This is a genomic window from Pseudomonas bananamidigenes (assembly GCF_001679645.1).
In the GTDB taxonomy this organism is placed as follows: domain Bacteria; phylum Pseudomonadota; class Gammaproteobacteria; order Pseudomonadales; family Pseudomonadaceae; genus Aquipseudomonas; species Aquipseudomonas bananamidigenes.
In genome coordinates this window covers 31,395-51,979 of the sequence record NZ_LRUN01000008.1, presented here as the reverse complement: position 1 = coordinate 51,979, position 20,585 = coordinate 31,395, and the positions used below count along the sequence as shown (strand labels likewise).

Here is a 20,585-nt window from a genome sequence, read left to right as displayed (position 1 = left end):
ATGGCTGCTCATTCCCTGAGCGCCTATGGCGCGAAAATGTATGCCGAGCTGCAGCTTGCCCTCGCTGACACCTACGGCGTCGACCTGGCCAGCAAACAGTTCAGTGTCGAACCGTCGGTAGCCCAAGAGCTTAACGACGCCATCACGGCCAAATCGGACTTCCTCTCGCGTATCAACGTCATCGGCGTGAGCGAAATCAAGGGGCAAAAGGTTTTCCTGGGCGTGTCCGGCCCGGTGACTGGCCGCACCAACACCAAGACCACCGACCGCGAAGCAAAAGATGCGTCCGCGCTCGATGACAGCACCTACGAGCTGTCGTCGACCGAATCGGACGTGGGCCTGCCCTACGCGAAGATCGATGCCTGGGCCAAATTCCCGGACTTCCATCAACGCTACTCCGCCGCTGTGCAGAAACAGATCGCCCTGGATCGCATCATGGTCGGTTTCCACGGCACCCACGCGGCAGCGCAGACCGACATCGGCGCCTATCCGATGTTGCAGGACGTGAACAAAGGCTGGCTGCAGCAACTGCGCGAGCAGGCACCGCAGCAGGTGCTCAAGGAAGGCAAAACACCTGGCAAGGTCACCATGGGGCCGAGCGGCGATTACGCAAATCTCGACGCCCTGGTGCACGACACCAAGCAAATGGTGGACGAACGCCTGCGCGACGGCGGCGACCTGGTGGCGATCATCGGTTCCGACCTGTTGGCCGCTGACAAAGCCAAGCTGTACGCCAAGCAGGGCGACACCCCGACCGAGAAAGAGCGCATCGAGGACGCCCAGGTGATCGCCACCTACGGCGGTCTGCCGAGCTTTAGCGTTCCGTTCTTCCCGGTCAACGGCGTGCTGGTCACCAGTTGGGACAACCTGTCGATTTACTTCCAGGACTCCAGCTGGCGCAAGCAAACCGTGGACAACGCGAAGCGTTCCCGCGTCGAGGATTACAACAGCCGCAACGAGGGCTACGTGATCGAGCAGCTGGAGAAAATCGCGCTGACCGAGAACGTGGAGCTGGTGAAGTGAGCCTGGCCCTTGCCCACAAGCGCCGCATTTTGGCTCAGGGAACCGCTGCAGTGATCGCTGCTGCCGCGGCACCGCTGGCGTATTCGCCGGCGGAAGCCCTGAGCAGTCCAGCCAACGCGAAAAAGCACCTTCTGCTGATGGAAGCCTCGCTGAATGAAGACCTGAAGCGCTTGAGCGATTTAAAGAACTTGGCGAGCAAGCAAACGCTTAAGCGAACTGAGTTGCTGCCCAAGTATCAGGACTTCATCCAGCGCTACATGGATTCGGGCCTGGTCATGCAGAACCCCGTCCTGGTGCAGGTGATGGTCTGGCTGTTCGACACCGAGCAGTTCGAAGACGGCCTGGAACTGGCGGATTTTGCGATCAAGCAGGGCCAGGAAATGCCGGAGCGCTTCAAGCGCAACGTGCAGACCTTCGTGGCGGACGCGGTGATCGAATGGGCTTTCCGTGAATACAACGCCCAGCGCAGCCCGGAGCCGTACCTGTCCGACCTGCTGCCGTGTGTCGACGGTGAATGGGATCTGCCCGAACAGATCCCGAGCAAGTACCACAAGTTGATCGGCATGCGCGCCATGGAGGCCGAGCAGTGGGAGACGGCGCTCAAGCACCTGGAGCGATCTACCGAGTTGCACGCCAAGGCCGGCAACGAGACACGCATTGCGAAGTGCCGTAAGGCAATCGCCAAACAAACACCCGCCGTCACCGGCACCCAATAACCGACTACCCCCCCAGCGGGGAACTGTGGACGTGTGTCTGCCATTTATGGCCAGCCCCACGGAAAACAGTCTCCCCGCCCTAATTCGAGCGGTCAGCCATGAGCTTTTCCGGGAAACCCACCACCATCGTGGAACAGGCGATCGAGAACGACGGCTTCTGGCCGAACCTCTCCGTGGCCGAATTCCAGAAGGGCTACCGCCTGCCGGCGGAGTTCCTGGGCGACCTGCTGACCGACGCCCTGTTTATCGCTATGGCCGAGGTCAATACCGACCTGGCCAAGCTCAAAACCAGTTGGCTGGCAGCCGGCATCGTTACCGTGGAAACAGCCGATCCGATGCTGCTGTCTGAACGTGCATTCAAAGCCAAGCTGTACAAGCGCGCCGTGTATTGCCGCGCCAAGGCCAGCGCCCTGCAGCAGTTCGCCACTGTGACCCGCCGCGAGAGCGCAGAGAACACCGGCAAGGAAGCGCCGGAGCGTGAAGACACGTTTCTGGCATTCAGTCAGCAGGCTGTGCGCGCCCTGCAGGGCCGTGGCCGCATCACGGCGGCGCTGCTATGACCAAGCTGCAGGCGTTGACCGCCTACCTGCTGGAACGCCGCCTGGTCGAGCCTGAACAGCTCGACAGCTGGACGGAGCAGGTCAAGCTGTCGCTGATCTGGAAACCCGACGTCGACGGCATGCACTTTGCCGACATGCACTATCGCGCCGTGATTGTCCTGGAGCGTTTCGCCGCCAATCCGGCCCGCATGATGGCCCTGGTGGGCAGTTGGCTGGAGACCCACGACGCCGATCGCGACCGCCACGAACTGCCAGCGCCGGAATTCGCCGTGGAGCCGCTGGACAACGATCTGTTCGACGTGGAAGTCACGCTGGAATTCGTCGAGCCGCAGTATCTGTCCGAAGACCCGGACGGCGAGATCGAGGCCTTTGGCAAGACCTGGGCGTTCATTCCGTTTGATCTGTGGATTGCTGAGCGCGGCGAGGTGGCCACCGATGGCCGGGCGTAGCACCTTCGAACTCGACGTGCGCGGACGCTTGGGCGTGCGCGAGCAACTGGCGTTGCTGAGCCTGCCGCCGCAGTTGCGCCGGCGTTTGCTGAACCAGGTGACCAAGCGCGTGCGGACGATGAGCCGCAAGCGTGTGCGCGACCAGCAGAACCTGGACGGCACGCCGTTCGCCCCGCGCCGGGGCGATGGCAAAGGCAAAAAGAAGATGGAAGCCGGCCTGGCCAAGTTGATGGTGGTCACCCGCGTGTCCGCTGATGAAGCGGAACTGGGCTGGAAAAACGCCCTGACCCGATGGGTCGCCGCCCAGCAGCACTTCGGCGTCAGCGAGCGCCGCACCGCCGCGCAGATGCGCCGCTGGAACAAAACCCCGCCCGGCCTGGCCGCGACCGAGAAACAAGCCAAGCGCTTGCGTCGGTTGGGTTTCCGCGTGCGCCTGGCCGGCAAAAAGAGCCTGACCAGGCCGTCCGTGGCGTGGATTCAAGAGCATGTGAATTACGCCAAGGCGGGTCTGTTGATCCGCATCCTGGACGACCAGCGCAAGGAATCCACAGGCGCGCAAAGCTGGGAAATCACGCTGCCCAAACGACAGTTCATCGGCGCTGAAACCGAACGCGACACCAACCTGCTGATTAACCAGGTGTTGCAACAAATCCTAAATTCACCCCGCTAACGAGGCACTGCATGGCACTCGGTCAAGTCACCGTCGACAATCTCAATCTGGGCCAAGGGCCTGTGAGCGAGATTGAGCGTTACTTTCTTTTCATCGGCCCCGCCGGCAAGAACGTCGGCCAGTTCCTGCCGCTGAACACGGACAGCGATCTGGATGCTGCCTTGGGCGTTCCGGCCAGCGACCTGAAAACCCAAATCACCGCTGCCCGTCTCAACGGTGGCCAGCGTTGGGCATGCGTTGCCGCTCCGATCGGCGCCGAGGGCAATTGGGTCGATGCATTGGAGAAGGCCCAGCAACAGGGCTACTCCGTCGAGTCCGTGGTGATTACCAAACCGGTGTCCGCGCCTGCGGAAATCTCGGCCATGCATGACGCTGCAATCTCATTGAGCAACACCTATGGACGCCGCGTGTTCGTCATGGCGTCCGCGCCTGGCGTCACTGCCGACCAGACCTGGGCGCAGTACATGGGCGAGCGAAAAGCGCTGTTGGCCAACTTGGCCGCACCCCGTGTTCTGGTCGTTCCGCAACTGCACGGCAATGACCTGGGCGTTCTCGCCGGTCGCCTGGCCAACGCTTCGGTGAGCATTGCGGATAGTCCGATGCGTGTCGCCACTGGCCCCGTGCTGGGCCTTGGCCCTGTGCCGATTGACGGCGAAAAAATCCCACTGCCGTCGGCTGTGCGCAGCGAGCTGGATCGAGCGCGCTACTCGGTGTCGCAGACCTATCCGGACTACCCGGGCGTGTATTGGGGTGACGGCAACATGCTGGACACCCCCGGCAGTGACTTTCAGGTCGTGGAGTACCTGCGTGTCACCGACAAGGCCGCTCGCCTGATCCGGGCGCTGCTGATCCGCCGCGTGGCCGATCGCCGCTTGAACAACACGCCCAACAGCATGGCCGTCAACACCAACCAGTTGATGGCGCCGCTGCGCGCCATGGCCAAGTCCATCACCTTTGCTGGCCAGGTATTCCCCGGCGATATCGAGCCGCCAAAGGACGGCGACCTGGTGCTGACCTGGCTGAGCAAAACCAAGGTGGTCGCCTACTTCAAGCTTAAACCCCTCAACTGCCCGAAAGACCTGACCGCGAACATCGCCCTGGATCTTTCCACCGACAAAACGGAGTAACGCCCCATGGCAAAGATTGGCGGCAAGAACTTTGACGTGAACCTGGGCGACATCGCGCTGCACGTTGAAAGCTGCACCCTGGACATCACCGACAACTCGGCAGTGGCCCAAACCCGTGGTGTGCCGGACGGCTACGTGGACGGCGACGTCGCCGCCGCCGGCGAACTGGAACTGGACAGCACCAATTTCAACTTGCTGGTGGATGCCGCCCGCTCGGCGGGCAGTTTCCGCGAGCTGAAACCCTTTGACGCGGTGTTCTTTGCCAAGGCCGGCGAGGATGAAGAAATGCGCGTTGAAGCATTCGGTTGCCGGGTGAAGGTCTCCAGCCTGCTGTCGATCGATCCCAAGGGCGGCGAGAAGAGCAAACACAAGGTGCCGTTCGACGTCACCAGCCCGGATTTCATCCGCATCAACGGCGTGCCGTACCTGGCCGCTGCTGAAACCGAGGGGCTGCGCTGATGGTGGACTGGTTCGACCGTGCCCAGGAGCTGGAGCAACGCCAACGTGACCAGGCGATCAAGGCTCAGTTGAGCAAGCCCGTGCCGGTTGGGCCAAGCCTGACGCATTGCCAGGACTGCGACAAAGAAATCCCGCCGGCGCGCCAGGCGCTGGGCGGTATGACGCGGTGCGTCCCGTGCCAGACGGGCCATGAAAAGAGTAAACGCCGATGACCACTGAATCCGGGCGCCTCGCCGCGCTGGAACAGCGATTTGCCGTCTTTGAACACCGGTTGGGTGATCTGGAAGACCGCCATGAAACCGTGCCTACGCGAGTTTCCAAGCTGGAACAGCAGTTTGAACACCTGGCGAGCCAGTTGGTTGAACTGAACAAGGGCCAACAGAAACTGACGATCGCCGTGAACGTGATCGGCTCCAAGGTCGGGCGCTTGCTGACCATCCTGACGCTGGTTGGCGCCGTGCTGCAGATGGTGGTGCCGGCACTGTTGCGAGTGTGGTTCCCATGAGTCTGCGCGGCAGGATCATGGCCGGTGCGATCGCGCTGGCCAGTACCCCGTTGGTGATCTTCCTGGGCACCTGGGAAGGCAACGGCCAGAACACCGTTTACGCGGACAAGCTCGCCGGCGGACTGCCCACGGTCTGCAAAGGCATCACCCGGTTTACCAGCCCGTACCCGGTCGTCGTCGGCGACTACTGGTCGCCCGCCAAGTGCGCCGAGGTGGAGCAACTGGTGATCCGCAAAACGCAGCTGCAGCTGGCCGAGTGCATCACCAACCCGAACGTGGGACAGAACTCGTTCGACGCACTGACCAGTCACGGCCACAACTTCGGCGTGACCAGCACCTGTGCCAGTCGTGCGGTCGCGCTTATCAACGCCGGACGCATTGCAGAGGGCTGCAAAGCCCTGGCATGGGCGCCGGACGGCAAGACGCCGGTGTGGGCCTTTGTGACGGATGCCAACGGCCAGAAACGCTTTGTGCCGGGCCTGCACAACCGCCGGCTGGCCGAATCCCGCCTGTGTGCGGAGGGGCTGTAATGCTGCGCGAAGTTTTGTTCCTAGTCGTGTTGTGCCTGGTTGCCTGGATCGGTTTCGACACGCTCAAAGGCCAGCGCGACGAAGCCAGGCGCGAGCGCGACAGCGTGAAATGGGAGGCCAGCGGCCTGCGCGAAGCGGCACGCATCAGCGGCGAAATGCTCGCCGAGCGGGACGCGATCGACCAACGAAACACCAAGGAATTGATTGATGCACGCACTGAGAACGAACGCCTGCGCCGCGCTGTTGACGATGGCCGTCAGCGGCTGCGCGTCCGCGCCACCTGTCCCGCCTCCGGATCTGTGTCCGCCGACGCCGGCACCGCCCGCGTGGCTGATGCAGGAAGCGCCGAACTCGCTGCAGACGCTCGACCGGATTATTTCACCCTCCGAGATCAACTCACCCAAAGCCGGCAAATGATCGTCGGACTGCAGCAATACGTCCGTGGCGTGTGCCAGCGAGCGCCCGCGCACCAGGACACCAACTTTCCCAACCTCAACGAGAGAACCACCCCATGAGCCAGCAAAACACCGAAATCACCCTGGAAGTCGGCGAAAACGAATTTACCTTCAACCTGACGCCGGCGGATGTGACCAAGTATTTCAACGCGCTGACCCAAACCAACAAGGTCGCCCCGGGCAACAACCTGCTGATGAACACCGTGCTGCAGGATCAAAAAGCCGTGCTGAAACCGTTGCTGGCCAATCCGGTGATGGTGATGCAGCTCGCCGGTGCGCTGCTGGAGGAATACGCGCCCAACGTTGAGGTGATCGTAAAAAAGCGCTCGAGCACGCTGAGCGCCTGAGCGAAAACGGACTGGGCCAGCTGATGGCCCTGACGAACCGCTGGCTACCTGGTGCCGAACCCACGCCCGAGGCGATGGGCACGGCCAAGTGGCTGGAGGACGAACACTGGAGACGCATGGAATTTGCCGTGGCTAACGGCATTGCCCTTGCGCTGAACGGGTAACGACTTTGGCAGACCGTAGCGCCAGCCTGGCTTTCATTCTGAGCCTGACCGATAAGGTCACCGCGCCCCTGGGCAAGGTGAAAATGGGCTTTGCCGAGCTTTCCGATCAAAGCGAGAAGCACATTAAGACGATCGGCCTGGGCTTGGGCGGTCTGACTGCAGGCGTGGTCGCCATCCGCGAATCCATGGAACCGGCGCTGGAAGTCAATCGCGCCCTGGGCGACGTTCGCTCGCTGGGCGTGGCCGAAGACGCGCTGGCGGCGCTGAACAGCAAATCGCTGGAGTTCGCGGTGAACTACGGCGAGAACGCCAAGGACTTTGTGGCGTCCGCGTACCTCATTGAAGGCGCCATCAAGGGCCTTGCCGGCAACCAGCTGGCGACGTTTACCAACACCAGCAACCTGCTGGCCAAGGCCACCAAGACCGACGCCGAAACCATGGGCGAATACGTCGGCACGCTCTACAACCTGCAGAAGTCCCAAGCCGATGCGATGGGGAAGGGCGCGTGGGTGGAAAAACTCGGCGGCCAGACGGCGCTGGCGGTGCAGCTGTTCCGCACCAGCGGCGCGGCCATGAAAGACGCCTTCAAGGAGGCCGGGGCGATCGCCACGACATCCGGCGTCGATCTGGCTGAACAGATGGCGGTGATCGGAACGCTGAGCAGCACCATGGAGGGCGGCGACGCCGGCGGACGCTACAAGGCGTTTTTCGAGAACATCGGCGCCGCCTCGGAAAAGCTCGGGATGAAGTTCACCGACCAGCAGGGCAAGGTGCTGCCGATGATGTCCATCCTGGACAAGCTCCAGGGCAAGTTCGGCGACCTGACCAGCGCCTCCGCCGGCGCCAAGCTGATGGAGGCCTTCGGCGGCGAAGGCGCCCAGGTGATCGGCGCGCTGGCCAAGGACACCGATCGGCTGCGCAACGGCATCGAGCAACTGGGCAAAGTGCGCGGGCTGGAAAACGCCGAGCAGATGGCCCGGGCGATGGTTGATCCCTGGCAGCAATGGGCGTCCCTGGTCGAGGTCATGCGAACCGTGTTTGGCCAGGTGCTGATCCCGGTGCTGTCGCCGTTCATGACCAAGATGGTGGACATCGGTAAAACCCTGGTGCGCTGGTCGCAGCTGTTTCCGAACATCACCCGCGTGGTCGGCATCACTGCGCTGTCGATCATGGGCATCGTCGCCGCGATGTCGGCCCTGACCATGGTGGTGGGCATTGCCCGCATGACCTGGCTGGGGATGCTGACCGTCTGGAAAGTCTTCCAACTGATGGGCCTGCGCACCGTCGCGGTGTTCATCCTGCAGAAGCTGGCCATCCTGGCTTACGTCGCAGTGATCTACACGCTGAGCGCCGGCCTGGCGCTGATTCGCGGCGCCATGATGCTGTGGCAGGGCGCGATCTGGTTGGTCAACGCGGCGCTGATGGCCAACCCGGTGGTGTGGATCGTGGTCGGCATCGTTGCCCTGGTCGCCGCGATCGCTGCAGCCGTCTACTACTGGGACGAATGGACGACGGCCCTGATGAATACCGCCGCGTTCCAAGCCGTTGCCGAGACGTTCCAGAAGCTGTCCGACTGGTTCAACTCAATGGGCGGATGGTCAGGCATGGCCAAGGCCGCGTGGGACAGCATCGTCGGTATTTTCACCAAGGCCGTTAACGGCGTGATCGAGCTGCTGAACAGCATCCCCGGCGTGAACATCGAAGCGCGCTTCGGCGGTTTGCCCGAGGTGCCAGGCGTCGACGCCGCTGCCAGCGCTTCCGACACCGCCAACGCTGCGCAGAAAGCCCAACAGACCATCAACGCGGCAATCCCCAACCTGTCGCCGGCGCGTCCGTCTGCAGTGCCGCCGGGTGGTCTGTTGACCAGCATTCAGAACAACAACAGCAGCCAGAACAAAGGCACGCATGTGGAAAACGTGACCATCAACACCAGCAAGCAGATGACGCCGCTGGAGATGGAAAACATGGTCGCCATGGCGGTGGGCGGATGAGCGAGTACGTGGATCTGCTGATCGTTGGCAACGACCTGGCACTGGATCCGTCGCACCAGCCGCTGCTGGTCGACGACCGCGCCTGCATTGCCCAGGACATCGCCCACATGATCCGCGACAGCGGGCTGCTGGTGACGCTGGTGGCCGAGCGCGATCGCCTGCGCCAACGCGACTGCATTCAGCAGATGGAGCTGCTGGTGGAGGACGACGTGCGTCTGGTGCCGGGGACGGCACGCATCACGGAGCAGGCGCCGGGCGTGTACCTGGTCACTGCCAAAACCATCAAATTCGGATCGATTGAGGTCAGCCTGTGAGCATCGATTTTAAGAAGGTGATCGCCGATGCCGGCATCCCGACCACTGAGGCGGCATTGAAGGCCGAGTGGGAAAAGGAGGTTGAAGCCCAGGGCGCGAAGGTGGCCAACACCAGCAGCTATTCGCCGTTCTGGCGGGTGATGACTGCGCTGGTGACCAAGCCGGTTCTGTGGCTGCTGGATTTCCTGTGCCTGACCGTGCTGCCCAACTTCTTTGTGAAAACAGCGGTCGACGCCTGGCTGGATACGCTGGCATGGGCGGTCAACGTCGAGCGTAAAGGCGCGACCAAGGCCCAGGGGAAACTGCTGTTCACCCGGGCCGTTCCGGACGGCGTGCTGCATCTGGAAAAGGGCATTGTGGTGCAGTCTGCCGCGATCAACGGCAACGTTTATCAACTGGTCACCACGGCGCCGGCGACGTTCCAGCAGGGCCAGCTCCAGCTGGACGTTCCGGTCGAGGCGATCGAGGCGGGCAGCGGTTTTAACCTGGCCCCGGGTTACTACGCGATCCTGCCGGTGCCGATCCCTGGCATTGTCCAGGTGGTGAACAAAGACGGTTGGCTGGCTTCACCAGGTGCAGATCCGGAACCCAACGACCAGTTGCGCCTGCGCGTGCGTAACCAGTTCTCGGCGGTTAACCAGTGGCACACCGACGCGGTGTATCGCGCCATGATTTCCGCCTTCCCGGGCGTGCGTCCGGATGGCGTGTACTTCGAACATGGCGCACCCCGTGGGCCGGGCAGCGCCAATGCCTACATTCTGTTTGATGCCGGCGTGCCGGCGGCGACATACCTGGAGCAAATCAACGCGCACATTCGCGACCAGGGCAATCACGGCCATGGTGACGATCTGCTGGCTATGGTCATGCCCGAAGTCCCGGCGACCGTGACGCTGTGGCTGTGGCCCAAGCCCAACTTGAGCGCGGAGCGAATCAGCGCCCTGGTGAAAGAGGTCGAGCTGTTCGTGCGGGCGGCGTTCCGGGAAAGCACAGCGACCGACTACCAGCCGACGCTGACTTATCCACAGTCGCGATTCAGCTATAGCCGCCTGAGTGAAGAACTCCACCAGCAGTTCGCCGATATCGCTTCCCTGCGCTTTCTGCCGGGTCAGGACATCATCAGCGGTCTGAACATTCCGCGCCTGGGTCAGTTGAAGGTGACGGCGCAATGACCAAGCTCAAATTGCCTTTCTGGCTGGGCGGCACCGAGCTGGCCAAGTTGTTGGCCGCTGCACAGTCCTGGTGGGAAACCGTCTCCGGGTGGCTGCGCTGGCCCTATTCACAGATCGATCCCGATACGTGCCACCTGAGCATCCTTGAGCTTTGGGCCTGGCAGCGTGACGTAACACGCTTCGCCGGCGAGCCGGAAAGCCTGTTCCGGTTGCGCGTGAAATACGCCTTCATCAACTCGATCGACGCCGGCAGCACCGCCGGCATGAAACGCATTTTCGAGCGCCTGGGCGTCGGTTACGTGGAGATCGAGGAACGCCAGCCCGACCGGGACTGGGACGTCGTGTTGTTGAAGTTCAGCAACGCGCAACTGTCGCTGAACCCGGAGCTGCTGCGCGTGTTGATCCAGCAATACGGTCGGACGTGTCGGCGCTATGACTTCGTGACCATCACCCCTGTGGGCCTGCAAGTGGGCCTGATCGACTTCAACGACGACCAGCAAACGCTGGTCGCCAGCCTGTAGGAGCGCATTGTGAGCGCCAGTATTACGTTGGCCGGAGAAGGCCAAATTGCCCTGAAACAAAGCCAGAAAAAGCCCCTGGTCATTACGAAATTCATTTTCGCCAACGTGCCCGGTCTGGCCACCGAAGCGCCCGTGGATCGCGCTGCCGGCAAACCTCCGGTGGGACAGATCGTCCACGTTCACGACATCCCCAAGGAAAACGCGGGGTTCGTGAATCCCAACCAGGTCGTGTACAGCGCCCAAATCGGTTCGGATATTGGCGACTGGGATTTCAACTGGATCGGCCTTGAGGACGCGGACGGCCTGCTGTTCGCGGTTTCCTATGTGCCGTTGCAGCAGAAACGCAAAAACATCCCGCCGCTGCAGATCGGCAACAACGTCACCCGCAACTTTCTGGTGGCCTTCGACGGTGCCCAGGCGCTGACTGGCGTAAAGATCGATGCCAGCACCTGGCAGCATGACTTCACTGTGCGCCTGGCGGGCATCGACGAACGTCAGCGACAGATCAATGGTGATGTCTATGGCCGGGCGTGCTTCTTTGGCGCCGGCTTCAAAATTGATTGGGTTAACGACTCGTTCCAGATGAACCCAGGCGGCGCCTATATCGCGGGGATTCGTGTCGTGCGGTCAACCCCGTTGAAGATCGAACCGCCGAGCTACCCCACAGTGGCCTGGCTTGATGTCGCACTGAAGCGTGAACTCAACGACGTTGTGGCCAGCTACACCATCGTGTTCGGAGCCGATCGTACCGATTACACCGACAGCGCCGGCGTTGGCCACTACTGCGTTCCCCTCGCCGAGATACCCAACGCTTCCATTGCGCTGGACAGGCGCGTGGCCGAGCCAATCGACGCTTCGCTGATTACCTACCTTGCGGCCAGAAACGGCGACTACCCGCGCCTGCGCGCCCGAGGCACAAAGAAAGAAGATGTCGGACTGAGCAACGTCCCTAACGCAATCAGCGACGACCCGACCACCAACAGCAGCCAAATCATTGCCTCGACCGCCGCGCTGAACAAGCTGCAGCAACAAGTCGGCGACTCGATGACGGGGATGGTCGCCGCGTTCGATATGACCAGCGCGCCACCGGGTTGGCTGAAGTGCAACGGCGCTGCTATTTCCCGAACGACCTACGCGAAGCTCTTCGCCGTGATCGGCACCCGCTACGGCGCCGGCGACGGCGTCAACACCTTCAACGTGCGCGATATGCGCGGCAAGTTCATTCGAGCCTGGAGCGACGGCGGCACTGTGGACGCTGGCCGGGCGTTGGGCAGTGAACAAGCCAACCAGAACCGCTCGCACACTCACGCGGCGTCCACTGCCGGAGCCGGTGCACACGGTCACGGCGGACATATCGATGCCGCCGGTTGGCACGGGCACTCGGCCTGGACGGCAGGCGCGGGCGAGGGAAACACCCAAATTCTGATGGGCAACCAAGGCATCAACGTCGGCGGCAACCAAGCCGGGTCGGTGATGGGTTCCAGCTCCGGGGGAGCCTTCTGGCGAGAGTTCGGAAGCTCCCACGCTGCGCACACCCACGCCGTCGGCATCAATGGTGACGGTGTCCACACCCACGGCCTGAACATCTATGCCGCCGGCGACCACGTCCACGGTGTCACGGTCGGCGCAGACGGGGGCAATGAATCCCGTCCGGACAACGTCGCATTTCTCGTCTGCATCAAATACTGAGCGCTCATATGAACCGAAAAATCGTCTATCAAACCAACTCTTTCGGTCGTTATGTCGGCACGACCGAGGCCGAGGCCTGCCAACTGGAACCCGACGTTTTTCTGATCCCTGCAGGCTGTGTGGAAATCCCGCCGCCGGAAGAACCGGAGCACAAGGCCGCGTGCTGGGTCGATGGAAAGTGGCAGCTGCTGGATTTTTTCCAGGGCGTGACCGCGTACAACATCAAGACCGGGGAACCGTTGATGCTCGATGGCTTCGCGCCAATGCCCAGCGGTTACACGCTCAAGCAGCCAAAGCCGCTTCAAGTCTGGAAAAACGACCACTGGGTCGACGACACCGCCGCGATACTGGCCGCGCTACATGAGCAGAAAAAGCAGGAAATTCACCAGGCCTGCGCCCTGTATACCGAATCGGGCTTCGTTTCTCAGGCGTTGGGCTGGCCGTTTCATTACGACAGCACACTGGTCGATCAGATCAATTTGACCGGTTCCATTCTCTCGGGTCTGCCCGCCGATATCGCCTGCACCGACATGGAGCAGCACAAGGCTTTCAGAACCCACACCACCGAACAATTGCGCGATGTTGGCCAAGACCTTTTCCGTTTCAAACAGGCGGCGCAATTGCACGCAGAAAACTTGCGCCAAACGCTGGCCAAAGCGTTCAACGAGCAAGACAGCAAAGCGATGGACGCCATCAAATGGACGCCGCCAGCATGACCTGGTCACCGGTGACGATGCGCTGGCCGGAGCAGGCCACGCAGTGGATGGGCGGGCTGTCCGCCGCCAAGGATCTGGCCACTGGCGAGCTGGCCAGCACCGCGCAACGGCTGGCCGGTTTGAGCGGCTTGGCCAACACCAATCCGGGGCCGGTCGGTGATGCCGCGAAAGGCGCCATTGAAGCCGGACGCACTGCGCTGGCAGAACAGTTGGGCCAGGTACCGTCGTGCCTGGTGGTCACGCCGTTCCAGAGCGGCATTGGCCAGGGCAAGGGCTATCAGCGCTACCTGTCGGCGCCGAACGTGCTGGAACATCTGGCCAAAAAACTGGAGGACGCCACCGACGCGGGCCGTCCGGTCGGGCCGCAATATGCCCTGTCGATTCTGTTCCTGGGGACGCGCCTGGAGCAGCTGGCCAGCGGCCTGTCGCGCTTCAACGCATTGTTGCCGATCGGCGACCTGGTGCGAACCGAGCGGCGCGCCCAGCACCTGATGAACCTAGAGACTGAAAAGTGGGAGATCCCCGGCGCCGTGCGTTGCCGCGCTGGCAAGGACTGCCCCTGGAGCGCTGCACGGTGGTCAAGGCTGCCAAGCAATCGATGGCCGGCCAATTGGCCGTGCTGGAGGGCTACGCCGCCGACAGTTCGCCGCTGGGCGATCTGGCGGCGCTGGCCGCTCGCAAGGCGGCACAGCAGCAGGGGCGGGATCAGCAATTGGCTGAACTGAAAAGCCTGCTGGCCGGGGGCAACCCCGACGTCAGCATACGGGCGCGCCTGATTGGCCCCGGCAACTCCAGCGAGCTGCGCCAGGAACTGCTGAGCGGCGATGCCCCTGGGCATGAGTGGGTGCAATGCGCCGGCCTGCTGCTGGTGGGCGCGCAAGAGGGGTTGAGTTTTGTACGGGAACTGGTGGGCCTATGACGCTGTTGCTCGATGGACAAAAAGTCCAGGGAAAGAACCTCAAAGTCACCGGCAATCTACGCATCGAAAGCGGCGACATGTCGGGGCAGACCAGCAACACCGACAAGGCGCACAAGGGTTTTAAGCCCAAAACGTTGGCCGTCTCGCTGATGATCCCGTTTGCTGATCGGGTGCAGTTGACTGACTTGATGCGTCTGGCCGAAGCCACGGCGAGCGGCGGCGAACTGCATCTTTATCGCGTCGTGAACGACACCGCCGAGGCGTTCGGCGTGCGCCAGGTGGAGTTTTCCGAAGGCGTCAGCGCTCGGGAAGCCGACAACCTGAAAGCCTGGCTGGTGCAGTTCACGCTGAGCGAGCGCGAGTCGAACCCGGAAAAGGTCGAGGGTCGCCGGGCCGGCAACAAAGTCGACGCCCAGGGCGCGCCGGGTAGCTCCGTGGGCGATGCCGGTACCGGCGGCGACCCAACCAGCGACAACCCCGCGCTTAGCGGCTTTGAAAAGGTGCTGGGCCGTGTGGACAAGTGGCTGGGCGGGAGTGAGCAGAAGTGAAGCTGCACAAGGTTCTGTCGATCAATGGCGCGCCTGTTCGCCTGGTCAAGGAAGACGTTCGGCTGGACGCCACCAGTCCAGGTCGGGCGAACTTCACCGTGCAGTCTGCCGAGCCGCTGAAAGGGTTGGTGACGCTGGATATCGGTTACAACGACCGCACGCTGCAGCGCCACTTCATCGGCTACGTCGAGCGTTGCACCGCCGCCAATGCCAAAGAGCAGGTGCTGTTCTGCCGTGAACTGGCTGCTGTGCTGGCCAACCCGCTGCCGCTGAACCTGCGTCACGTCGATCTGCGCGCCGTGCTGGCTGCCATCAGCGAGCAGACGGGCCTACGCTTTCGCGTTCCCGATCGGCCTTACGCCGGCGTGAAGGCACCGTACTTCTACAGCCTTGCTGCCGGATACCAGGCCATGGACAGCCTGGCCCGCGTGTTCAGTATTCCCGACTTCACCTGGCACCAGCTGGGCAACGGCGAAGTGTTCGCCGGCAGCTGGGCCGACAGTTTTTTCGGCGCCCGGGCGGCGCTGCAGATCCCCACGGAGCTGTTCGACGGCTACCAGGGCAACCAGAGCGCAATGGTCGCGGCCCTTCCTGGCCTTCGACCGGGTGCAACGATCAACGCCGGCGAACGTGTCACCAGTGTGGCACTCGCCAATGACCAGATGGCCATCCGATGGAAGACGCAATCCGCCGCGCAGTAGAGCGCCAATTTCCCGAACTCACCGGCGGCTATCACCTGCCGCGCTTCGCGCGGGTCACTGCCGTGGCCGACGCCCCGGCGGATGCCGGGATCTGCGACGACTTCCGCCCGCGCTACGCGGTCGACATTGAAGTCCTGGGCGCCGACGACGAGCCAGATCCGGCAATGCCGCCGCTGACCGGCGTCCCGCTGCCACTGCCCACCGGTGGCGAGGACATGGGCATTTACGCCTTTCCGGAGGAAGGCACCCGCGTCGTGGTGTGTTTTGCCTACGGCCTGCCGAACAAGCCCTACATTCAGTCGATCTTGCCCCACGGTCTGAGCATGCCGAAGGTGCCGAAAGGCGACCAGGTGTGGCAGCACAGTGGCACAGCGCAGCAGCGTGTCGACGCGGACGGCAACTGGCTACGCCAAACCGATGGCAAGATCCGGGATCACGCGATCGAGCGTGAGGTTGAAGCCCTGGACAACCGCGAGCAGTTCCAGAGCCACACGCGGGCGGTCGATGACCACTCAACCGAGTCTGTGGGCGGTGTGAAGACGATCGAGGCGCTGGGCGCGCTCAAGCTGCTGTCAGGTGGTTCCGCGAGCCTGGCGGCGGTGGACGATCTGCACCAGGCGACCGGGCGGGATCTGAATTTGGTTGTAGGGCAAAAGCTCAACGCTACTGTGGGTGGGGATATGCAGGAAAACATCCAAGGGTTACGCAAAAGCTTGGCCGGAGTGAATCAGCGTCTGCAGGCTCCCAAAACTTGGTTGGGGTCGGAAACCGTCAACGTGTTGAAGGTTTTGGGTGACACCCTTGATTTGCTTGAACAGTTGGCCAGCGAAGTCGCCAGTCATGTCCATGGTGCCAGCCCACCACCGACCACAGCAGCGATATTCGCCGCGGATGCTGTGAAGGTGGCCACCCTTTCTTCTTTAATAAAATCCCTAACTCTATAAGGACTTACCACAGGTAATAGGCAAGTAGCGCGCCAACTATCGCGGCATAAAAAATTGAACGTCCAATCCATGGATGAGTCAGCATGTTTATAGTATTTGTTAGTTTCGGTTTTTTCTGATCCCAAGCCGATTCTACAATATCGCCATTAGCAATAAAGGGTTTCCAGTATTGTGCGACATGATTGTTTTGTGGCTCAAAAAAATCGCTATGCCCATAATCAAAGTATCTGTCTTTTACAAGTGGTACTTGAAATCCTTTTCTGCCAGAGCTTCCATAGCCAAAGCTGGAGAAAGTGGCAAGAACTGGATAGAAGTCACGAGTTCCTACGTCGTTGATTATAGAGCGCTTTTCCATCTCTTTAGTATATAGGCCCCAAGGATAAGAGGTAGGAACAATGCAGCCGCAAAGTATTATTCTTTTAAAGCTGATATCGGTTTGCGTGGCTAAGATGCGGCTTAGTATATAGCTGCCGAAGCTGTGCGCAATAACCATGAACTGGGCATTAGGCTCTAAAGACTTTGCTTCGCGAATAGATTGGGCTATTTTCTGTATGGGTGTGCTGCGAACCGGGGATGCTAATTGAAGTCCGGAAACGAAATTGTAGCCGAGCCCTTCAACGTTGGTGTGTGGTAATGAGCTTAGTTCTTTTTCAACGAGATTATGCCAAGCACCATCCGTCTGTATTCCGTGAATAAGGAATACGACAGTGGCTTGAGGGTTATCTTGTATTCCTGATAGCTTTGCATCCAACATGCTATCTACCAACTCCCAATGCTCCTTTGGAAGTTGTTCCTTCATTAATTGTATTTGCCTGAGTCTCGCGTGAGGCAGAGTGTCGTTCCAAGTCGAATTAAACCGCTCAAATACTTCAGCCGGCCTCATTGGTCACCAAAATATAAGATGGTTCGACATTTTCTTCTGTAACCTGAACTTCGATGTCTTGCACAGGGTCTCGAACAACAGGGGGAAGCTCTGAATAGGAAGCGAACGTTAAGCCTGATCCCGAGGGGAACCGCACCAAGACCTGACGACGGAAGACTTTTCCTTCTATTAGGATGGTAATTATCCTCGATAACCGAGAGGTACTTCCAGCCTGTAATATATCGAACATGCGTGACGGATTAAGTCGCATTCTCGGCAAGTCTTCAGCTCTCCGATCTTCGAAGTCGCACAAGAATTTCTCCATCCTACGTAGAGCTTCCGCATCCTGCGGAAAACTACGTATTAAGGGAGATAACTTTTCCGCGTACATAAGAATAGTCTCCTGCGGAGCATGCACCTGGGACTGCGAACTCGTTGATATCACCACCCAACAACAAGTGAATCTCACGCTGCGGGTCCGTACCTGGTATTTTAGCGTAAACGTTCGCTCCCGTCACATGACCATCACCGGCTAAAAAGCTATCAATAGCTGCCATCGAGCCGTTATCAGACGAAAGGTTATCGTCTTGAGAGGAAGACGAAATCTGCAGCACCGCGCCTAAATCATTTACAGCTGTGGAGTTGCTGTAACGAAACTCTTGGGCTAGGGCAACTCTATCTTTTAGTATTTTATCCTTCGCTGCACCTAGAGAAGTTGTTCCAAATCCATCGATAGGGATGAATTTGCGTATTCTCATCAACATGTCTCTTACCAAGTTTGTGTACTTGGTTGAGTTGTCTTGTGAAGCGATGCGAAGCTCTAAAAGCCCTTCATGGTTCAATGTTGCAATATTAACTGCACGTTTTTCAGTGAAGTTGTATTTTTTTGTAATTATCCCGGCCGCGTGGTCTATTACTTCGGAGTCGAAAACTTTAGTGATGCGTTTTTCGATGATTTTAATAGTTAGACTAACCGGGATTAAATTTGGGTCGGGTTGAAAAATTCGGATATCAACTATTGTTGGGTTATCCGGAAAGTCGATATCGAGCGGAGTATCCAGAAGAGCTTCCAGATTTTCTTCGCGCGCAATTGCCCGTACCCTTGCTGGGTTGATCAACCCTTGCGCGCGTTCAGGTGCACATTGGTATAAAAATGTGTGCTGACGGCCATACTCCTCGACCGTCTGCAAGAGCGCCCTAAGATCAGTAATAGTGAAAATATTCTGTCTGAGGGCTGGCAAAATGCGTTTTTCGTACAGCTCGTCCCAGTTTCCAGACGTGGCAACGCCCTTTCCCTTAAGGAACTCTTTGACGACTTGCTGGTTTGTTGCCTTTTTGATCAGTTCAAAAATGACAACCGAAAGCCTGCTATCTGCATCGCTCAGCACCCAGTCTCTCCTGCCTATTTGAAGCTCAACGCTCACTTGAGTTACGCGACGCGTCCGGCACTGGTTGAAGGCTTTTAACCTTACTGGATACCAAAGGCGGTCCATCGCTCGTGTGGGGCATTCTGGCTCAACCCGACCAGTCGACACAACACGAATCAACACGCTTTTGCACGATTCTGTAGGGACTTGAGCGGAATGGCATATGTGAAAGAGGCACGCCGATTGTTTAATCCTTCCAACTGTTCTCAGGAAGGCAAAAGATCGCGTCTACCTAAAAAGCTTCGGGAAAAAGCACTTATCCCCCTCCCGCCGACGGGCCTTGCGTCATTTTTTTGTGCAAAACCTGAAGCGGTGCAAACGAGCCTGCAGGACAAGCCGGCTGGGGGCTGTGGGGGCGGGTGTTGTTTGCACGCGATGCAAACTTTTGAAAAAAAATGAAGCTGAGTTGCAAACCCTGGCGAGGTGAGCGGGATGGGTAGGCGATCCTGAAGACCCCGGACTGTAAGGGGGACGGTCAGAAAAATAGCCGCTTGAGCAATTTTCAAATTCTTTACGCATTGAATTTGAAGGGTGTGCGAACTCAGTGTTCGACGGTGAGAATCAGGCGTCAGTCCAAGGGCGCTAAGGGTTTAAGACCAAGTCGGGTTTTTCACAACCTTTCAGCTACCAATACCACGACATAATCCAAGCGACTAATGCGACCCACGTGATGGTCATCGCGATGGCAAGGGCAACGATCTGATAGTTACTCACGGTTGAACCTACGATTCCGCGGTCGTGCATGTCGATCCATGACCAGGCTGCAGTAGGGCACTTACGGAGTTCACAAAGTCGTCCATCGACCATGGCTTGTGAAGATAAATAGTCCCCAATGGCACGGTTGCTGGTTCGATCAAATATCCCGACGTCAGGATTGTGGCGATCGCGGGCCAACGGGTCTTGGCTAGCTCGATAAACTCCGCGCCTTGAATTTGCCCAGGCAACCCGTGATCAACTATTGCGAGGGAGCATTCCCCTCGGTGCTCGAGTAGGTAGGTCAGCGCGTCGTCCGCTGTCCCAAACTCTATAACGTTGGTGGCGATATCGGCCAAGATGTCTGCCATAAGCCCGCGAAGGGTAGGGTCATCTTCAACAACGATGACCAGCCCCTCGATCGGCAGCAAACCCTCCCAATTCACATTCACCAGGCGCTTCCTTAATCGTCAGAATTTCACTGTTTCGAAAGGACAGTTTAGGACGTTTGTCGTTCGCGGGTCATACCGATTTTTTGATCTGTACCGCCTTCCATTTTGCCCCCGCTCATCATGTACTCGACTTCCGCTGCATTCAGCAGGCGACGGTGTTCTGCTTTGACGTGCGAGTGCAGCAAGTCTGTGAGTAACTTGCTCAGGTGCTGAGCCGTTTCTTCGCTCAATTTCTTGACTGTCCCTGCGCGAGCTGAGGGGCGGCAGATTCCACCTGCTGAAACTCCTACTGAGTCAAGCAGGCCGCAAACGTACCCGTCTAGAAACTCTCTTTTGGTGAGTAACACCTTGCTTTCGGGTGCTTCCTGATAATCCCAGTCAAGCCGCCAGTAACGGCCTTCCTTCACTACATCGATCTTTGGTAGGGCTGGCTCTTTGGTGAGGCGATTCATATGGAATTCCCGGCATTTTGAGATAGCAAGACGCGAGTCTAAACGGCGCACAGGAGTACGTCTGTAGATGAGATTTGCTCTCAGGAATGGGGAGGGCTGTTCAAAAAGAGTAATAAAGGTAATACGGCGGGAAAAACGCGCTGGACGCCCCGGTTTTACTGGGGTTCCGATATCACATGGAA

Annotated in this window: 26 protein-coding genes and 1 pseudogene; 23 read left to right on the top strand and 4 right to left on the bottom strand. The window is 59.7% G+C overall.

Going from position 1 to position 20,585, the window contains the following annotated elements:
- The 23 genes and pseudogenes from BBF94_RS03975 (at nucleotide 1) to BBF94_RS03870 (ending at nucleotide 16,517) form a co-directional block, all read left to right on the top strand.
- Entirely contained in the window at nucleotides 1-1,023 is a 1,023-nt protein-coding gene (locus BBF94_RS03975; protein ID WP_065257750.1) for a phage major capsid protein, P2 family, read from the top strand.
- Complete coding sequence (gene gpM, locus BBF94_RS03970; protein ID WP_065257749.1) at nucleotides 1,020-1,739, top strand: phage terminase small subunit; 720 nt, start codon at nucleotides 1,020-1,022, stop codon at nucleotides 1,737-1,739. The genes BBF94_RS03975 and gpM overlap by 4 nt, the downstream gene beginning before the upstream one ends.
- Nucleotides 1,740-1,837: 98 nt before the next feature.
- Entirely contained in the window at nucleotides 1,838-2,299 is a 462-nt protein-coding gene (locus BBF94_RS03965; RefSeq protein ID WP_065257748.1) for a head completion/stabilization protein, read from the top strand.
- Entirely contained in the window at nucleotides 2,296-2,748 is a 453-nt protein-coding gene (locus BBF94_RS03960; RefSeq protein WP_065257747.1) for a phage tail protein, read from the top strand. The genes BBF94_RS03965 and BBF94_RS03960 overlap by 4 nt, the downstream gene beginning before the upstream one ends.
- The gene (locus BBF94_RS03955; RefSeq protein WP_065257746.1) at nucleotides 2,735-3,418 is read left to right on the top strand and encodes a phage virion morphogenesis protein; all 684 of its coding nucleotides are present in this window, start codon (nucleotides 2,735-2,737) and stop codon (nucleotides 3,416-3,418) included. The genes BBF94_RS03960 and BBF94_RS03955 overlap by 14 nt, the downstream gene beginning before the upstream one ends.
- Nucleotides 3,419-3,429: 11 nt before the next feature.
- Nucleotides 3,430-4,545, top strand: coding sequence for a DUF2586 domain-containing protein (locus BBF94_RS03950; RefSeq protein WP_065257745.1), 1,116 nt, complete (start codon nucleotides 3,430-3,432; stop codon nucleotides 4,543-4,545).
- Between the two features lie 6 nt (nucleotides 4,546-4,551).
- A complete protein-coding gene (locus BBF94_RS03945; RefSeq protein WP_065257744.1) occupies nucleotides 4,552-5,004 on the top strand; it encodes a phage protein in 453 nt (150 codons plus the stop codon).
- Nucleotides 5,004-5,216, top strand: coding sequence for a TraR/DksA family transcriptional regulator (locus tag BBF94_RS03940; protein ID WP_065257743.1), 213 nt, complete (start codon nucleotides 5,004-5,006; stop codon nucleotides 5,214-5,216). The genes BBF94_RS03945 and BBF94_RS03940 overlap by 1 nt, the downstream gene beginning before the upstream one ends.
- On the top strand, nucleotides 5,213-5,509 hold the full coding sequence (locus tag BBF94_RS03935; protein WP_065257742.1) for a hypothetical protein: 297 nt from the start codon (nucleotides 5,213-5,215) through the stop codon (nucleotides 5,507-5,509). The genes BBF94_RS03940 and BBF94_RS03935 overlap by 4 nt, the downstream gene beginning before the upstream one ends.
- Nucleotides 5,506-6,039 carry a lysozyme gene (locus BBF94_RS03930; RefSeq protein WP_065257741.1) on the top strand — a complete coding sequence of 178 codons (534 nt, stop codon included), beginning with the start codon at nucleotides 5,506-5,508 and terminating at the stop codon, nucleotides 6,037-6,039. The genes BBF94_RS03935 and BBF94_RS03930 overlap by 4 nt, the downstream gene beginning before the upstream one ends.
- The gene (locus tag BBF94_RS03925; protein WP_065257740.1) at nucleotides 6,039-6,554 is read left to right on the top strand and encodes a lysis protein; all 516 of its coding nucleotides are present in this window, start codon (nucleotides 6,039-6,041) and stop codon (nucleotides 6,552-6,554) included. Before BBF94_RS03930 ends, BBF94_RS03925 begins: the two co-directional genes overlap by 1 nt.
- The gene (locus tag BBF94_RS03920; RefSeq protein ID WP_065257739.1) at nucleotides 6,551-6,841 is read left to right on the top strand and encodes a putative phage tail assembly chaperone; all 291 of its coding nucleotides are present in this window, start codon (nucleotides 6,551-6,553) and stop codon (nucleotides 6,839-6,841) included. The genes BBF94_RS03925 and BBF94_RS03920 overlap by 4 nt, the downstream gene beginning before the upstream one ends.
- A gap of 23 nt (nucleotides 6,842-6,864) precedes the next feature.
- Complete coding sequence (locus BBF94_RS27885; protein WP_039013052.1) at nucleotides 6,865-7,005, top strand: DUF6890 family protein; 141 nt, start codon at nucleotides 6,865-6,867, stop codon at nucleotides 7,003-7,005.
- Nucleotides 7,006-7,010: 5 nt separating this feature from the next.
- A complete protein-coding gene (locus BBF94_RS03915) occupies nucleotides 7,011-8,996 on the top strand; it encodes a phage tail tape measure protein (protein ID WP_065257738.1) in 1,986 nt (661 codons plus the stop codon).
- Nucleotides 8,993-9,310, top strand: a complete 318-nt coding sequence (locus tag BBF94_RS03910; protein ID WP_065257737.1) for a DUF2590 family protein — start codon at nucleotides 8,993-8,995, stop codon at nucleotides 9,308-9,310. Before BBF94_RS03915 ends, BBF94_RS03910 begins: the two co-directional genes overlap by 4 nt.
- On the top strand, nucleotides 9,307-10,479 hold the full coding sequence (locus BBF94_RS03905) for a baseplate J/gp47 family protein (RefSeq protein ID WP_065257736.1): 1,173 nt from the start codon (nucleotides 9,307-9,309) through the stop codon (nucleotides 10,477-10,479). The genes BBF94_RS03910 and BBF94_RS03905 overlap by 4 nt, the downstream gene beginning before the upstream one ends.
- Nucleotides 10,476-11,000, top strand: a complete 525-nt coding sequence (locus BBF94_RS03900) for a phage tail protein (protein ID WP_065257735.1) — start codon at nucleotides 10,476-10,478, stop codon at nucleotides 10,998-11,000. Before BBF94_RS03905 ends, BBF94_RS03900 begins: the two co-directional genes overlap by 4 nt.
- A gap of 9 nt (nucleotides 11,001-11,009) precedes the next feature.
- Nucleotides 11,010-12,689, top strand: a complete 1,680-nt coding sequence (locus BBF94_RS03895; protein ID WP_065257734.1) for a phage tail-collar fiber domain-containing protein — start codon at nucleotides 11,010-11,012, stop codon at nucleotides 12,687-12,689.
- A gap of 8 nt (nucleotides 12,690-12,697) precedes the next feature.
- The gene (locus BBF94_RS03890; protein WP_065257733.1) at nucleotides 12,698-13,405 is read left to right on the top strand and encodes a DUF4376 domain-containing protein; all 708 of its coding nucleotides are present in this window, start codon (nucleotides 12,698-12,700) and stop codon (nucleotides 13,403-13,405) included.
- A pseudogene (locus tag BBF94_RS03885) lies at nucleotides 13,402-14,324 on the top strand (hypothetical protein). The gene BBF94_RS03890 and the pseudogene BBF94_RS03885 overlap by 4 nt, the downstream one beginning before the upstream one ends.
- Nucleotides 14,321-14,872: a baseplate complex protein gene (locus BBF94_RS03880; RefSeq protein WP_065257732.1), complete on the top strand. Its 552-nt coding sequence runs from the start codon at nucleotides 14,321-14,323 to the stop codon at nucleotides 14,870-14,872. Before BBF94_RS03885 ends, BBF94_RS03880 begins: the two are co-directional and overlap by 4 nt.
- Nucleotides 14,869-15,573, top strand: coding sequence for a hypothetical protein (locus BBF94_RS03875; RefSeq protein WP_065257731.1), 705 nt, complete (start codon nucleotides 14,869-14,871; stop codon nucleotides 15,571-15,573). Before BBF94_RS03880 ends, BBF94_RS03875 begins: the two co-directional genes overlap by 4 nt.
- Entirely contained in the window at nucleotides 15,546-16,517 is a 972-nt protein-coding gene (locus BBF94_RS03870) for a hypothetical protein (RefSeq protein WP_065257730.1), read from the top strand. The genes BBF94_RS03875 and BBF94_RS03870 overlap by 28 nt, the downstream gene beginning before the upstream one ends.
- Nucleotides 16,518-16,521: 4 nt before the next feature.
- Here the strand turns inward: BBF94_RS03870 and BBF94_RS28105 are convergent, their stop codons facing one another.
- The 4 genes from BBF94_RS28105 to BBF94_RS03855 all read right to left on the bottom strand — a co-directional run bounded on the left by BBF94_RS28105 (nucleotide 16,522) and on the right by BBF94_RS03855 (nucleotide 20,403).
- On the bottom strand, nucleotides 16,522-17,316 hold the full coding sequence (locus BBF94_RS28105) for a hypothetical protein (RefSeq protein WP_225875037.1): 795 nt from the start codon (nucleotides 17,314-17,316) through the stop codon (nucleotides 16,522-16,524).
- Between the two features lie 419 nt (nucleotides 17,317-17,735).
- Nucleotides 17,736-18,767: a hypothetical protein gene (locus tag BBF94_RS03865; protein ID WP_065257729.1), complete on the bottom strand. Its 1,032-nt coding sequence runs from the start codon at nucleotides 18,765-18,767 to the stop codon at nucleotides 17,736-17,738.
- Between the two features lie 761 nt (nucleotides 18,768-19,528).
- Nucleotides 19,529-19,951 carry a response regulator gene (locus BBF94_RS03860; protein ID WP_065257728.1) on the bottom strand — a complete coding sequence of 141 codons (423 nt, stop codon included), beginning with the start codon at nucleotides 19,949-19,951 and terminating at the stop codon, nucleotides 19,529-19,531.
- Between the two features lie 47 nt (nucleotides 19,952-19,998).
- Nucleotides 19,999-20,403: a hypothetical protein gene (locus tag BBF94_RS03855; protein WP_065257727.1), complete on the bottom strand. Its 405-nt coding sequence runs from the start codon at nucleotides 20,401-20,403 to the stop codon at nucleotides 19,999-20,001.
- Nucleotides 20,404-20,585 lie beyond the last annotated feature (182 nt).